Annotated in this window: 16 protein-coding genes; 3 read left to right on the plus strand and 13 right to left on the minus strand. The window is 64.9% G+C overall.

What is annotated here, in order from left to right; genetic code table 11:
• Nucleotides 1–18 precede the first annotated feature (18 nt).
• The 4 genes from B0G38_RS08825 to B0G38_RS08840 all read right to left on the minus strand — a co-directional run bounded on the left by B0G38_RS08825 (nucleotide 19) and on the right by B0G38_RS08840 (nucleotide 3,220).
• The gene (locus B0G38_RS08825) at nucleotides 19–1,038 is read right to left on the minus strand and encodes a 3'-5' exonuclease (RefSeq protein ID WP_264669104.1); all 1,020 of its coding nucleotides are present in this window, start codon (nucleotides 1,036–1,038) and stop codon (nucleotides 19–21) included.
• A 120-nt stretch (nucleotides 1,039–1,158) separates the two neighbouring features.
• Nucleotides 1,159–1,848, minus strand: a complete 690-nt coding sequence (locus B0G38_RS08830) for a hypothetical protein (RefSeq protein ID WP_264669105.1) — start codon at nucleotides 1,846–1,848, stop codon at nucleotides 1,159–1,161.
• Nucleotides 1,845–2,780, minus strand: a complete 936-nt coding sequence (locus B0G38_RS08835; protein ID WP_264669106.1) for an ABC transporter ATP-binding protein — start codon at nucleotides 2,778–2,780, stop codon at nucleotides 1,845–1,847. The genes B0G38_RS08830 and B0G38_RS08835 overlap by 4 nt, the downstream gene beginning before the upstream one ends.
• Nucleotides 2,777–3,220 (minus strand): GntR family transcriptional regulator, encoded by a 444-nt coding sequence (locus B0G38_RS08840; RefSeq protein ID WP_264669107.1) that lies wholly within the window; start codon nucleotides 3,218–3,220, stop codon nucleotides 2,777–2,779. The genes B0G38_RS08835 and B0G38_RS08840 overlap by 4 nt, the downstream gene beginning before the upstream one ends.
• A 138-nt stretch (nucleotides 3,221–3,358) precedes the next feature.
• Between B0G38_RS08840 and B0G38_RS08845 the strand changes: the two genes are divergently transcribed.
• Nucleotides 3,359–3,961, plus strand: coding sequence for an HAD family hydrolase (locus B0G38_RS08845; protein ID WP_264669108.1), 603 nt, complete (start codon nucleotides 3,359–3,361; stop codon nucleotides 3,959–3,961).
• Nucleotides 3,962–3,968: 7 nt separating this feature from the next.
• Here the strand turns inward: B0G38_RS08845 and B0G38_RS08850 are convergent, their stop codons facing one another.
• The 7 genes from B0G38_RS08850 to clpS form a co-directional block, all read right to left on the minus strand.
• Nucleotides 3,969–4,649, minus strand: a complete 681-nt coding sequence (locus B0G38_RS08850; RefSeq protein WP_264669109.1) for a DedA family protein — start codon at nucleotides 4,647–4,649, stop codon at nucleotides 3,969–3,971.
• Between the two features lie 74 nt (nucleotides 4,650–4,723).
• A complete protein-coding gene (gene rdgB / locus B0G38_RS08855; RefSeq protein WP_264669110.1) occupies nucleotides 4,724–5,359 on the minus strand; it encodes an RdgB/HAM1 family non-canonical purine NTP pyrophosphatase in 636 nt (211 codons plus the stop codon).
• On the minus strand, nucleotides 5,356–6,126 hold the full coding sequence (rph, locus tag B0G38_RS08860; protein WP_169994353.1) for a ribonuclease PH: 771 nt from the start codon (nucleotides 6,124–6,126) through the stop codon (nucleotides 5,356–5,358). The genes rdgB and rph overlap by 4 nt, the downstream gene beginning before the upstream one ends.
• Before the next feature lie 28 nt (nucleotides 6,127–6,154).
• Nucleotides 6,155–6,949, minus strand: coding sequence for an MBL fold metallo-hydrolase (locus tag B0G38_RS08865; RefSeq protein WP_264669111.1), 795 nt, complete (start codon nucleotides 6,947–6,949; stop codon nucleotides 6,155–6,157).
• On the minus strand, nucleotides 6,946–7,914 hold the full coding sequence (murI, locus tag B0G38_RS08870) for a glutamate racemase (protein WP_264669112.1): 969 nt from the start codon (nucleotides 7,912–7,914) through the stop codon (nucleotides 6,946–6,948). The genes B0G38_RS08865 and murI overlap by 4 nt, the downstream gene beginning before the upstream one ends.
• A gap of 117 nt (nucleotides 7,915–8,031) precedes the next feature.
• On the minus strand, nucleotides 8,032–8,607 hold the full coding sequence (locus B0G38_RS08875; protein WP_264669113.1) for a DUF2017 domain-containing protein: 576 nt from the start codon (nucleotides 8,605–8,607) through the stop codon (nucleotides 8,032–8,034).
• A 2-nt stretch (nucleotides 8,608–8,609) separates the two neighbouring features.
• Nucleotides 8,610–8,963, minus strand: coding sequence for an ATP-dependent Clp protease adapter ClpS (gene clpS / locus B0G38_RS08880; protein ID WP_264669114.1), 354 nt, complete (start codon nucleotides 8,961–8,963; stop codon nucleotides 8,610–8,612).
• Between the two features lie 87 nt (nucleotides 8,964–9,050).
• Between clpS and B0G38_RS08885 the strand changes: the two genes are divergently transcribed.
• Together B0G38_RS08885 and B0G38_RS08890 are read left to right on the plus strand one after the other, a co-directional pair.
• A complete protein-coding gene (locus tag B0G38_RS08885; protein WP_264669115.1) occupies nucleotides 9,051–10,391 on the plus strand; it encodes a nicotinate phosphoribosyltransferase in 1,341 nt (446 codons plus the stop codon).
• On the plus strand, nucleotides 10,388–11,020 hold the full coding sequence (locus B0G38_RS08890; protein ID WP_264669116.1) for an isochorismatase family protein: 633 nt from the start codon (nucleotides 10,388–10,390) through the stop codon (nucleotides 11,018–11,020). The genes B0G38_RS08885 and B0G38_RS08890 overlap by 4 nt, the downstream gene beginning before the upstream one ends.
• A gap of 33 nt (nucleotides 11,021–11,053) precedes the next feature.
• On the opposite strand, the gene B0G38_RS08895 is transcribed toward B0G38_RS08890, so the two are convergent.
• Both B0G38_RS08895 and B0G38_RS08900 read right to left on the minus strand, forming a co-directional pair.
• On the minus strand, nucleotides 11,054–12,835 hold the full coding sequence (locus B0G38_RS08895) for a DEAD/DEAH box helicase (protein WP_264669117.1): 1,782 nt from the start codon (nucleotides 12,833–12,835) through the stop codon (nucleotides 11,054–11,056).
• A complete protein-coding gene (locus tag B0G38_RS08900) occupies nucleotides 12,832–14,259 on the minus strand; it encodes an MFS transporter (protein WP_264669118.1) in 1,428 nt (475 codons plus the stop codon). The genes B0G38_RS08895 and B0G38_RS08900 overlap by 4 nt, the downstream gene beginning before the upstream one ends.
• Nucleotides 14,260–14,320: the final 61 nt, after the last annotated feature.

A 14,320-nucleotide genomic window follows, 5' to 3' on the forward strand; every position in this document is an offset into this window, starting at 1 on the left:
GGTTTCGGCTACCCAGCTTCAGGCGCTGGTGGACGGCCATTCGCCGCCGAGCATCTGCAGGAACTCTCCCTCGGAGAGGACCTCCACCTGTTGGCCGCGGCCGTGCAGCGCCAGGACCTTCTGTGCCTTGGTAGTGATCCGGCCCCGCTTGAGGTCCGCCGCGACGAAGCCGTCGCCCACCACGAGGACGCTGGTCTTGCGCGTCACGGTGCTGGCCGGCTGGGCGCCGAGCGCAGCTGCCCGGATCTTGGCCTGCTGGCGTTCAATCCCCAGGTTGCCGGTGAACACGATGGTTTGCCCGAACAGCGGATGTGTCTCGTCCGCTTCCGGATTGGCCGGCGGATTGGAGCCTTCCTGCGGCCAGTAAGTCCAGGCGGTGCTCGGCGCCGCTCCCCCGGCTGCGCCGGCCAGCTCCTGGCGGGTGCGGGCGTTGACTGTAGGTTTGGAGAGGCCGTCGCGGCCCGGGACGTATTCCTGCAGCCGCGACGCCGGCAGCTGCATGGAGACCAGAAGTTCGGCAATGCTGGCCGCCGAGTTCCGGGCGGCAATGTCGACCATAATGCCGGCGCACGCCCGGGCATCGGCAACCGCATCGTGGTGGTTCAGTAGCGGAACGCCTGCGGCTTCGGCGACGAACGGCAAAGAATAGGACACCAGCGAGTAGCTGCGCCGCGAAAGGATGACGGTGCACGCGTAGTCATAGGCAGGCCCGGAGAGCTCCGAGACTTCCAGCGCCGAACGGATCACGCCCATATCGAACGCGGCATTGTGTGCCACCAGGACATCCGCACCGATAAAGCCGGCCATCTCGGGAAAAATCTCCCCGAAACGCGGGCTGCCGGCGACCATATCAGCGGTGATGCCATGGATCTGGACGTTGCGCGGATCGAAGTGGTCGAAGCCCTCCGGCGGACGCATCAGCCAGGAGGCTTCTTCCACCACCTGCCCGTCACGGACCTTGGTCAGACCCACAGAGCATGGAGAGCCCCTGAACCCGTTTGCTGTCTCAAAGTCTATGGCCGTGAACTCGATTCCCACGCCCTCAAGAGTACCGGCCCGCCAGGACAGTTCCTGCCATAAACACGACCCGGCTGCCGGCACCAAGGCCGGCAACCGTCGTCGTTATTTTGGGTGTTCGCTGGAGCGTAGCTCAGTTCCCTACGGCTCGGCCCGCCGCAGTGTGAGGTAGGAACCCGCGGCGAGGACGGCGCAGAATAGCGCAACCCAGCCGGAGACACTCAGCGGCGTCTGCGCAACGAACCAGGCGCCGACCGCGGGCCACCAGCCCTGCCATGTGGTCAAGGCCACCAGGCCCAGCAGCACCAAGGCAATCGCGATCCAGACGATCAGCATGCCCGTAGCCCGCCAGCGTTTGTAGATGGTGGCGAACCAGAAGCCGACCATAAACAACGCCAGCATGGCGATGAAGTAGAACAGGATCTGGACCACGGCGTGGCTGCCCGCGACCCAGCCCAGGGCGTAGAGTTGCCCGTTCTGGCCCCAGCCGTTGGTCGCCACTTCGATCAGGCCGAGAATGTAGTAAAGAACACTGATGGCCAGGGCGACGACGGCGAATAAGCCTACGGTGCCGATGTAGAAGGTCCGGCGGCTGACACTCATGGCCTGCGAGAACGGGAAGGTGAGGGTCAGCGACTGGATCCCCAGGGCCAGGAAGTACCACATGACGGCCTGTGCAGCTCCGGAGTACACAGTGGGGCCGCCGTCCGGGATCAGTACCCAAATGAGATAGGTGACCAGGAAGGCGCCCGCCAAGATGACCGCCGGGATGCCCAGGAAGGTCCACTTATTGATGAGCTGCATCCGGGCGACGTTGACAATGCGGTTCACGGTGAGACCTCCAGTTCGGTAGCCGCCCCGTTCATGGACAGTTCGGGGCCAGGATCCATGGTCCGGCGGACGATGAGTTGCTGCAGGGACACCGGCGCCACCTCCAGGCCGAGCTCAGCGGCTTCGGCCCGCTCGCCTTCACTCAGCCGGCCCTGGACACTCACCGAAGCCAGCGAGGCCAAGGATTCCCGGTGGAGGATCTCGCGGCCGGCGGTAAAGGCGGCGACCCTGGTGCCCGTGCCGACTACGGTGAACGCCGAGCCGCGGATGGCCTCGGCGTCGTCGTCGATCATGATCTTGCCCTTGTCGATCACGATCACGTGCTCGAGCAGGTTCGCTACCTCATCGATCAGGTGGGAGGAAAGAATGATGGTGCGCTGATGCTCCGAATAATCCTCGACAAGCCGGTCGTAGAAAATCTGCCGGGCCACGGCGTCGAGTCCCAGGTATGGCTCGTCGAAGAAGGTGACTTCCGCCCGCGAGGCCAGGCCGATAATGACTCCGACGGCGGAGAGCTGGCCGCGCGAGAGCTTCTTGATCCGGCGCTTGAGCGGCAGCTGGAAGTCATCCGCCAGCCGTCGGGCAAAGGCCTTGTCCCAGTTGCTGAAGAACAGTGCGGCCGAGGCGAACGCCTGTTCGGCGCTGAAATCGTCCGGGTACTTCTGCGACTCCCTGATGAAACAGATCCGGCTCAGGACCCTGTCGTTTTCATAGGGATGCTCGCCAAAGACCCGGATCTCGCCGGAGGTCTGGAAGCCCTGTGCGGTCAGCACCGACATCAGGGTGGTCTTACCGGCTCCATTCCGGCCGAGCAGACCGTAGATCTTGCCGCCATAGATGTTCAAGCTGACGTCGTCGAGGGCTGTGGTGTCCTTGTAACGCTTGGTGACATTGCGGATTTCGATGATGGTCGACTCGCCTGGGGCCGTCACTGTGCCACACTCCTTTCACTGGTTTCTGTGCCTGTCTCGCTGCGGCTGAGCATTTGCGCCAGCTGCTCCTTGCCGATGCCAAGCTTGCGGGCCTCCCGGGCCAGCGGCTGGACATACTGGCGGAAGAATTCTTCCCTTCGCCTGTCCAACAGCAGAGCGCGCGCGCCGGTGGCCACGAACATGCCGATACCCCGCTTCTTGTAAAGGATGCCCTCGTCCACCAGCCGGTTGACGCCTTTGGCCGCCGTCGCGGGGTTGATTCGGTAGAAGGCGGCAAATTCGTTGGTGGAAGGAACCTGCGCCTCTTCTGCCAGTGCCCCATCGACGATGTCGTTCTCGATGAGCTCGGCAATCTGCATGAAGATCGGGCGCGATTCATCGATCACCTGGCCACCTGCCCTTCCAACCTCCATCTGCGTCGGCGAGGTTACGGGGTTCATTACTCATGTAGCTAACCATACAACACCTCCTGCACCGGCGGTCAAGAGATGTGGCTGGGGAAATGCGGAGGAGAAGCTTAATGAAGTGTTTACACTGGAGCCCTTAGAAGCCGGCAGGCGCAGCGCTACCCTTGAGACATGGCTACTCTCACCCCCGTGCCGCAGTGGTATCTGTTCGACTACGGCATGGTGATTTCCACCGCCCCGGAAGAAGCGGATTGGCTGGCGCTGGAAGAGGCGGCAGGCCTGAATCTGCGGCATACGGACAGCGCTTACTGGCTTCACCGGCTGGAGTATGACGAGGGTCGGCTCTCCTCGAGAGAGTACTGGGCACGGGTTGTCGGCTCGGCAGTCTCCGAGGGCAGGGCAATGGAACTGGATTCACTGGACGCGATCCAGTGGTCACACCTGAATCTGGACACGCTCGATGTCCTGGATCTGCTCAGTTCCCGCACCGCGCAGCTGGCAGTGCTGTCCAATATGCCGCTGGCCATGGCAGACGAATTCTCTTCCGCAGCATGGACCCGGTACTTTTCGCAGTGCTTTTACAGCTCCCGGATCGGCAAGGTCAAGCCCAATCCCGGCGCCTTCCAGCACGTGCTCTCAACCTTGAACGCGGATCCGTCCGCGATCGTCTTCATCGACGACAAGGCCGAAAACATTGCGGCCGCCGCCTCGCTTGGAATGATCACCGTGCACCACATCCCGGATACCGACCTGCTGCGCGAGCTGGGACTTTAGCTAGGAGTCAGGAAGCGGAATTCCGGCTGTTGCGGATCTTCACAATCTTGGAAATGAGCCAATAGGCACCCAAAATGACCACTGCGGCAATGACGATCTTCTGGAAGATGTCCGCGTACTGCTCCACAAAGTGCCAGTTTTCGCCGAGGTAGAACCCGGCAAGCACAAAGATAGTGTTCCAGATCAGGCTGCCGGCCGTGGTCAGGAGCAGGAACTTCCACACCGGCATTCGTTCAATACCGGCCGGAATGGAAATCAGGGACCGGAAGATCGGGATCATCCGACCGAAGAAGACTGCCTTGTAACCGTGCCGGTTGAACCAGGCTTCTACCTTTTCGACATCCTCGACGTCGACCAGCGGCAGTTTGTCCGCAATGGCATACATCCGCCGGCGGCCCAGCCAGGCGCCAAGCCCGTAGAGCAGCCAGGCCCCGAGCACAGAGCCCAGTGTGGTCCACAGCAGCGCCTCGATCAGCGTGAAGTTACCCCGGCTGGCGGTGAAACCGGCCAGCGGCAGGATGACCTCGCTGGGAAGCGGCGGGAAGAGGTTTTCCAACGCGATGGCCAGACCCGCACCGGGAGCCCCGATGGTCTCCATCATGTTCACGGCCCACTGGGCCACGCCCGTGAGGTTCGCGGCGGAGTCGGTGGACTGGGCGGAAACAGCGGCGGGGAAATGGATGCTCATGATGCCTTCAAGTGTGCCCTACGCTTCTCCGCTTCGCCGAACGCCACATCTGTACCGTGACGAAGACCACGGACTCAGCTCAGGGCTTTGACCAGGTGCGGCAGCAGTGCCCGGAAGGCCTGCCCGCGGTGGCTGATGGCGTTCTTTTCCTCCGGCGACAGTTCGGCACAGCTGCGGTCCATGCCCTCGGGCTGGAGGATCGGGTCATAGCCGAAGCCGCTGGCGCCGCGCGGTTCGGTCAGGAGCGTTCCGCGAAGCCTGCCCTCCACCACGGCGTTCATATCGGCCGAGACAACGCTCGCCGCGCAGACGAAGGACGCCGCGCGGTGTTCCGGTCCGATGTCTTCGAGCTGGGCCAGCAGGAGCTTCAGGTTGGCGGCGTCATCGCCGTGCAAACCGGCCCAGCGGGCCGAAAAGATGCCCGGAGCCCCGCCGAGGACATCGACTTCAAGGCCGGAATCATCGGCGACGGCGACCAACCCGGTCGCTTCCGCCACGGCCCGTGCCTTGAGCAGGGAGTTCTCTTCGAAGCTGACCCCGGTTTCCTTCACATCGGGCACGCCGGCGGTGGCTGCGTCGATAACCTGGGTGTCGACGTCGAGACCGGGGACTTGTCCTCGCAGCAACTCACGCAGTTCACGCAGCTTGCCGGGGTTCCTGGTGGCCAGGACCAGGCGGGCTGCACCTTCGTGCTGAGCCGAGCCGCTCATGCACTCTCCCCTAGCGTCTCGCGCTGGATCTGAGCCAGTTCGACGGTGCCCGCGAGAGCGAGATCCAACAGGGCGTTCAATTCGTCCCGGTCAAACGGCGCGCCCTCCGCGGTGCCCTGGACTTCGACGAACTTTCCGGACCCGGTAACGACGACGTTCATGTCCGTCTCGGCGCGCACATCTTCCACGTAGGGCAGATCGAGCATGGGCACGCCGTCGATGATGCCCACGCTGACTGCTGCCACCGTATCGATCAGCGGCTGGGCATTGCGGGCCACGAGCTTGTTTTCCTTGGCCCAGCGCAACGCGTCGGCCAGCGCCACATAGGCCCCGGTGATCGCAGCGGTACGGGTTCCGCCGTCGGCCTGCAGGACGTCGCAGTCCAGCACGATGGTGTTTTCGCCCAGGGCCTTGAGGTCAATGATGGAGCGCAGGGAACGGCCGATCAGCCGCGAAATCTCGTGGGTGCGGCCGCCGATCTTGCCCTTGACGGATTCGCGGTCGGAGCGGGTGTTCGTGGCACGGGGCAGCATGGCGTATTCAGCGGTGACCCAGCCACGGCCTTCGCCCTTGAGCCAGCGCGGCACGCCTTGGGTCAGGGACGCGGTGCACAGCACCCGCGTGTTGCCGAATTCGATCAGCGCCGAGCCTTCGGCCTGGTTGGACCAGCCCCGGGTAATGCTGATGGGCCGCAGCTGGTCCGGTGTGCGTCCATCGGCACGGACGATGGCGGTGGGCAGGGCTGAGCTCGAATCAACTGAAGTCATGAATCCAGCTTATCCGCACGGCCAACGCTCAGACGACGTAGCTGACTCCGGCCACGGCCACGGCCAAACCGCCCGAGTAGGTCTCACGGGCTTCTTCGACCGTGCGCACGGAATCGTTCCACACCGGCAGATGGGTCAGCAGCAGCCGGCTGACATTGGCCTTGGTCGCCGCGGCACCGGCCCGCTTTCCCGTCAGGTGGATTCCTTCAATGGCGTCATCTCGGCCCTCATGGTAGGCCGCCTCGCAGAGAAACATATCCGAATCCTGAGCCGCTTCGACCAGTGCGTCGCAGCTGTCCGTGTCGCCGGAATAGGTCAGGATCTTTGTGACCGGACCGTTGGGGCCCGGCTCGGTGGCCTCGACGCGCATGGCGTACGCCTCGTCCACCGGGTGGCGCACGGCGTACGGGGTGATGGTGAAGGGGCCCAGCTTAACGCTTTCCCGGTCCGTCCAGTTGTGAAAGTCGAACTCTTCGTGCATGCCCGGGTCCAGCTCGAGTCCGTAGGCTGTGGCCATACGGTCCGCGGTGGCGGCCGGCCCCCACACCGGGATGCGGCCCTTTGACCAGCCGTCCGGGTTCCAGCGCACGGCAACATGCAGTCCGCACAGATCCATGCAATGGTCCGGATGCAGGTGGCTCAGGAAGATCGCGTCGATGTCTTCCAAGTCCATGTAACGCTGTGCCGTTCCCAGCGCACCGTTGCCCAGGTCCAGCAGGATCCGCCAGGTCCTTTCGCCGTCGTGAGCCGACACCAGATAGCAGGAAGCAGGTGACAGCGGGCCCGGGAAGGAACCGGTGCATCCGATAATGGTCAGGTTCATATCCCCGAGTCCTCACGTCCGGCCCCGACGAAATGCGACAGTGGGGAGCTCCCGTTCCTGCCGTTCCTGGACTTCGCCGCAGCGATCATCTCGTCGGTGATCCGCGCCATGGCTCCAGTGGGGTATTGCGCCGCCACGCGGTCCACGTGTTCCACGGTGCGGACCTCGGGCCCCAGGAAGCGTCTGGCCAGAACCTCGAACGCGGCCGCGTCGCCGGTGGCAATGAAGTGGTGCTGCGGGGGCAGGCCATCCTGGCGAAGGAGGTCGTGGCGCACCAGCGCACGGTACACGTCCTTGGCGGTTTCCTCGGCGCTGGAGACCAGCGTGACGCTGTCCCCCATCACATAGGAGATGACGCCGGTCAGCAGCGGATAGTGGGTGCAGCCGAGCACCAGGGTGTCGATGTCCGCCGTTTTCAGCGGCGCAAGATACGCCTCGGCCGTGGACAGGAGCTGGTCCCCGGCCGTGACGCCGGCTTCCACGTATTCGACGAACCGCGGGCAGGCGACCGACGTGACATCCAGATGCGGCGCGGCGGCAAAGGTGTCTTCGTAGGCGCGGGAGCCGACGGTTGCGGAAGTACCGATGACGCCGATCCGGCCGCTGCGGGTCGACGCCACGGCGCGGCGGACCGCCGGCTGGATGACTTCGATCACCGGAATTCCGTAGCGGGTGGTATAGCGTTCCCGCGCATCGCGCAGCACGGCCGCGGAGGCCGAGTTGCAGGCGATGACCAGCAGTTTGACGCCGGAGTCCACCAGTTCATCCATCACGCCCAGGGCGTTGGCCCGCACTTCGGCGATCGGCAGCGGTCCGTAGGGGCCGTTCGCGGTATCCCCGACGTACAGCACAGACTCCTGCGGCAACTGGTCAATAACAGCACGCGCAACCGTCAGCCCACCGACTCCCGAATCGAAAATACCGATGGGGGCAGAGGGTTGGCTGTTCTTCAAAGTCGCACTCACGTCCGGGCTCATGATCTAACGAGGATAAGTCCTGGCCGTGCTATTGCAGAACTTCCGTGCAACAGCTGTAAGCCATCTCACAGTCCGATGACGCTGCACGAAGCCCGCCGGCGGACCTCAACTGCCCGATTCGGGCCTGCCCAGCCCGTCCAGCAACGCCTGCATCAAGGTCTCCTGCAGCCAGGTCATGAAGTTGTAGACCAGGGCCAGGTAGGTGTCCAGATCCTCGGCCTGGGACCAGTCGTCAATGCCGTGCAGGGCCTGGGCGTCTTCATCCGTTTCGATCTTGAGCCGGTCCGCCAGCACCAGCCGCACATCATTGACCGCGCGGGCGAAGAGCCGGGCCTGCTCGGCAGTCAGCTGGACGTGGCTCTGCTCCAGCAGCAGCGAGCTGGCGCGCAGCGCCGCCACTTTGTCTTCCCGCAGGGAACGTTCGGTGAGCCGGCGGAACTCGAGCGCCTCGCCGTCGTCGTTCTTCACCGCATCCGGCAGCAGGCGCAGCAGGGCGCTGTCCTCGGGCTTGACGGCCTTGCTGTCCAGCCCGACCATTGCTGCCAGCGGGTCCTCGTCGGCGATCCCCTCGCGCTCAAGCATGCTGATGATGTCCTCGAACAGGCGGCGGATCAGATCCCGCTCCGCTGCTTCCAGCTCGCCGGTAATGCCCTTGCGCGTGTTCCTGAATGCCTTGGCCATACTTACGCCTGGTCCGCCTTCTGGTACGTGGCCCATAGGCCGAATGAATGCATTGCCACGGTGTCCCGCTCCGCCTTTTCCCGGCTGCCGCTGGCCACCGCCGACTTGCCCTGCTGGTGCACCTCGAGCATCAGCTTGTTGGCCTTGGCTTCCGAGTAGCCGAAGTAGCTTTGGAAGACGTAGCTGACATAGCTCATGAGGTTGACCGGATCATTCCAGACAATGACCACCCAGGGCACGTCCGTTGCGGAGAGCTCCTCGACTTCGGCGTCCCGGGCAGTTTCTGCTTCGGCGTCGACGATAGTGTTGACCACCACCGCGGGCAGGGCGAAATCAGGGTAAATGCTCGACGTCATGACTTCCATTGTAGGCTTCACGACTCCCCGCGCCGCTTTGGCCGTGCCGGGTACTCAGACGGCGAACACCGGATTAGAGTTTGTGATGTGAGTACCGAATCCGGCTGGGTTCCTCCCAGCACGTCCTTGTATACCGACCATTACGAGCTGACCATGTTGCAGGCCGCCCTGCGCTCCGGAGCTGCCCACCGGCGCTCCGTCTTCGAAGCGTTCGCCCGCAGGCTGCCGGACGGCCGCCGCTACGGCGTGGTTGCCGGCACCGGCCGGATTCTTGAGGGCATCCAGAACTTCACTTTCCCCGAAGCCCAGCTCGATTTCCTGGCCCGTACCAACGTGGTCGACTCCCCCACTCTCGACTGGCTGGCGGATTTCAAGTTCAGCGGGGACATTTACGGCTATGCCGAAGGGGAAGCCTACTTTCCGTACTCGCCCATCCTCATCGTCGAAGCTTCCTTCGCCGAAGCCTGTGTGCTCGAAACCTTCATCCTCTCCGCACTGAACCATGACAGCGCCATCGCCTCGGCAGCGTCCCGGATGACCAGCGCGGCCGGCGCCCGGCCCTGCATCGAGATGGGTTCGCGGCGCACGCAGGAAGAATCCGCCGTGGCCGCGGCTCGCGCAGCGGTGATCGCGGGGTTCGCCAGCACCTCCAACCTGGAGGCGGGCTTCCGCTACGGCATCAAGACCGTGGGAACCGCTGCCCATTCCTTCACCCTGCTCCATGACAGCGAGCGGGCGGCCTTTGAGGCCCAACTCGCTTCCCTTGGCAAGGGCACCACGCTGCTGGTGGATACATACGACGTCGAAAATGCCGTCCGGACGGCCGTTGAACTCGCCGGCCCGGAGCTCGGCGGCGTGCGGCTGGACTCCGGCGATCTGGTCACCCAGGCCCAGTGGGTCCGCAAGCTGCTGGACGATCTGGGCAACCACAACACGCATATCACCGTCACGTCTGACCTGGATGAGTTCGCGATCGCGGCCCTGGCCTCCGCCCCGGTGGACTCCTACGGTGTAGGCACGGAACTGGTCACCGGTTCCGGAGCCCCGACGGCGAGCATGGTGTACAAGCTGGTTAGCCGCGACGACGACAACGGAAACCCGGTGCCGGTGGCAAAGGCGGCCAAAAACAAGGTCTCCGTCGGCGGACGCAAATACGCCCTGCGCCGGCTCAATGAACGCGGCACCGCCACCGCGGAAATCGTCGGCATCGGCCACCGGCCGAAGGACGACGGCAATGACCGCGCGCTGATCGAACAGTTCATGAAGAACGGCGAGCTGCTGCCGGGCTGGACCGGTGCCGAAGGCGTCGAACGTGCGGCCGAGCGGCACCACAAGTCAATGGCCGAGCTGCCCGGCACCATCCGCCGCCTGCAGCGCGGCGATGCGGTAATTCCCACTGAGTTCGAGGAGTTTGAGGAGGAATCATGACCCGTGCACTGGTAATTGTGGATGTGCAGAACGATTTCTGCGAAGGTGGCTCGATGGGTGTCGACGGCGGCGCCCGGGTTGCTGCGGACCTGAGCGAGCATCTTGAGGCCCACGGCATCAACTACGACTTCGTGGTGGCGACCCAGGACTGGCATATCGATCCGGGGACGCATTTCTCCGAAACGCCGGACTTTGTCGACAGCTGGCCGCCGCATTGCGTGGCCGGCACCAAGGGCGCGCAACTGCACCCGGACCTGGACACCGACGAGATCGACGCCTACTTCCGCAAGGGCGCCTATGCGGCGGCCTACTCCGGCTTCGAGGGCCTGCTTGCCCCGGAAGACGAGGTGGCCACCGGCGACCTGGAGGACGACGGCGACGAGGACGATGCGGAGGTACTCAGCCTGGATGACTGGCTGCGCCAGAACGAGGTGGACGAAGTGGTGGTCGCAGGCATCGCCACGGACTATTGCGTCCGCGCCACCGCCCTGGACGCTGTGCAGGCCGGCTACTCGACGTCAGTCCTGCTGGATCTGACGGCGGGTATCAACGAGGAGCGGGTGGCCGAAACCATCGCGGAGCTCGAAGACAACGGTATCGAGGTAGTCCAGGAACAGGTTCAGAACTGACCCTGCCAGCAGGGCCTACCTGACGCCTGCTTGCTACTTGCGGCCGATAAACCAGTCCTGGAGCTTCTTCAGCCGCTTGTTGAGCTGTTCCTCATTGGCCTGGGCCACTGCGGGGCCGCCGCAGATCCGGCGCAGTTCGGAATGCACCATGCCGTGCGGCATGCCGGAGCGTGCGGACCACGCCGAAACGTTCTTGGCCAGCTGGCCGCGCAGTTCCGTCAGCTGCCGGTGGTCCACCACCTGCGGCTCGGGTTCCGCGGCGCCACCGCTGCGCAGGCGTTTGCGGGACTGCTGCTCCTGCTGGCGCTGGCGCAGCAGCGTGCCCACCTGCTCCGCGTCCAGCAGTCCGGGAATGCCGAGGAAGTCCAGCTCGTCCTCGGACCCGATTTCGCCGCCAGTGCCGAATTCGCCGCCGTCGAAAAGCACCCGGTCGAACGAAGCCTGGGACTCCAGCGCCTCGTACTTGCCCTTGGTCAGCGAGTCCGAAGCCTTGTCCTCCCGGTTCGCGGCCTCCATCAGGCCTTCTTCGGGAACGAAGCCCTCGTCATTGTCTTTGTCCGGACGGTCCAGCGCGTGGTCGCGCTCCAGTTCCAACTGGTTGGCCAGGGCCATCAGGTTGGGCACGGAGGGCAGGAACACCGATGCGGTCTCGCCGCGCGTCCGGGCACGCACAAAGCGTCCGACAGCCTGGGCGAAAAACAGCGGCGTCGCGGTGGAGGTGGCATACACGCCCACGGAGAGGCGCGGCACATCAACGCCTTCGGACACCATGCGCACGGCTACCATCCAGCGGCTGTCCGAGGCAGAGAACTCTTCGATCTTCTCAGAGGCCCCCGCATCATCGGACAGGATCACGGTGGGCGATTCGCCTGTGATACGGCTGAGCTGTCCAGCGTAGGCACGGGCGTCCTCGTGATCCGTGGCGATCACCAGTCCGCCGGCATCCGGGACGGCGCGGCGGACCTCGGTCAGGCGCTTGTCGGCCGCCGCCAGCACCGAGGGAATCCACTGCCCCTGCGGGTTCAGCGCGGTCCGCCAGGCCTGCGCAGTGATGTCTTTGGTGACAGCCGCCTCGCCGAGAGAGGCCGCGTATTCTTCGCCCGCGCTGGTACGCCAGCGCATCTGACCGGAATACGCCATGAACATCACCGGGCGGACCACATGGTCGCGCAGCGCATTGCCGTAGCCGTAGGTGTAGTCGGACTTCGAGCGGCGGATGCCGTCCTTGTCCTCGGCGTATTCGACGAACGGGATGGCCGCCGTGTCCGAGCGGAAGGGGGTACCGGTCAGGGCCAAGCGGCGCGTGGCCGGTTCGTATGCCTCGCGGATGCCGTCGCCCCAGCTGAGCGCGTCGCCGCCGTGGTGGATTTCGTCCAGGATGACCAACGTCTTGGCGGCCTCAGTCTTGGCCCGGTGCAGCATCGGCTTCATCGCCACCTGCGCATAGGTCACAGCGACTCCGATGAAGTCGCGGCCATGGGCGCCGTCGGAATTCTTGAAGTTCGGATCGATGGACAATCCCACCCGCGCCGCGGCATCGGCCCACTGGCGCTTCAGATGGTCCGTCGGGGCCACGACGACGATGCGGTTGATCGTCCCGCGCTCCACAAGCTCGGTCGCAACCCGGAGCGCAAACGTGGTCTTACCGGCGCCGGGAGTAGCAACCGCCAGGAAGTCCTGCGGCGCCATGGAGAAGTACTTCTCCAGCGCTTCGGCCTGCCACTGGCGCAACTTGGGTGCGGTACCCCAGGCAGCCCGTTCGGGGTAGGCGGGGGGTAGCGCCGGTCCGGAACCGAAGAGAGTGTCTTGGCTCATACTTTGCGAAACTCCTTGCGGTTTGCAGCTAATGGATCCTGTTCAGCACTGCGCCAGCCAGTGTACATGGCGGCCGCGGCGAAGACGGCCAGTGCGAGCCAGATCACCACGTACACGCCGGTGTCCGCAGGGTTGTCCGGGTTCCGCAGCAGCGCGAACAAACTCCCGGCTCCCGCGGTGCCGACCACGCCGCCCAGCTGGTCCGCCAACTGCAGCGACGCCGAGTTCCGGCCCCGCTCGGCCGGAGCGGACATCTTCAGAATCATGACCGACGTGGTGGACAGCGCCACGCCCATGGAGAAACCGGCGATTCCCCACACGAGAATGAGCAGCCAGAACGGTGCCTCCGGGTTGGTCAGCAGCGACATCAGTCCCATGGCGGCCGCGAGCACGCCGGAACCGATGACCAGCAGCCAATGCCTCTCTGTCCGCACCCGCGCCTGCACGAACGAGCCGATGCTCCAGCCCACCGCGCCCGAAGTCAGCGCCAGGCCTGCCGTCGCCGGCGAGATGCCGTGGGAAGCAACCAGCATCAGCGGGATGAAAGCCTCGGCGCCGAAGAACGCGAGGTTGATGAACCCGCGGGTGGCGACGACACTGGGCAGCCCGCGCTTCAGGCGCAGTGTGCCGGCCGGCATGAGACCCGGCAGGGCCAGCAACGCCAGCACGGTACCGACGGCCGCCACGGCATAAAGTGCCGCGGCCGTTCCTGCCTCCGGCGTCTGGACTGCGCGGTACAGCGCCCATTGGGCCAGGAACACGCCGCCGGCCAGGACCAGTCCGCGGACAGCCTGCTGCTTGCCCAGGCGCCGGTCCATGGTCGGCTCTTCCGGCGCTCCGAGATGGCGCACCGAGGGCCAGATCACCAGCACCGCCAGCAGCACGATGGGTGCCACGCCGTAGAAGACCAGCCGCCAGGACAAGTACTGCGCCAGCAGTCCGGCCACGTAGGGACCGATCAGGGACGGCACCACCCAGGCCGCCGCGAGCCAGCCGAAAATGACCGGCTGCACCTGCTGGGGGTACGCCTGCCCGATGATCACGTAGACCGCCACGATCAGGAAGCCGCCGCCGAGCCCGGCAACGGCCCGCCCGGCGGTGAAGAGCCAGAACGTATCCGCCACGCCGGAGAGCACCAGGCCCGCCACCATCAGCGCCAGGCCAATCCCCAGCGAGGGCGTCGGGCCTCTGACGTCACACCAAATGCCCGCGATTACTGTGGCCAGCAGCGAAGCGGTCAGGAACATGGAGAACGCCAGCCCGTAGCTGGACTGCCCGTGCAGTTCCTGCGCGACCACCGGCATCGCCGTGGCGACCGCCATCGCTTCGAACGCGGTCAGCGTGATGATGGCCAGCAGCCCAATAGTCAGCGGCCGGTAGGCGGCGGACATCGCTCCCTGTGCGGCGGCGGGTGGTTCGGTCATCTGGTAATCAGTACATGCTTTCAGGCAGCGGGCAACGGCCGCCGGAAGGAACCTCCGACGG

The sequence above is a fragment of the Crystallibacter permensis genome, from assembly GCF_025960875.1.
In the GTDB taxonomy this organism is placed as follows: Bacteria; Actinomycetota; Actinomycetes; order Actinomycetales; family Micrococcaceae; genus Crystallibacter; species Crystallibacter permensis.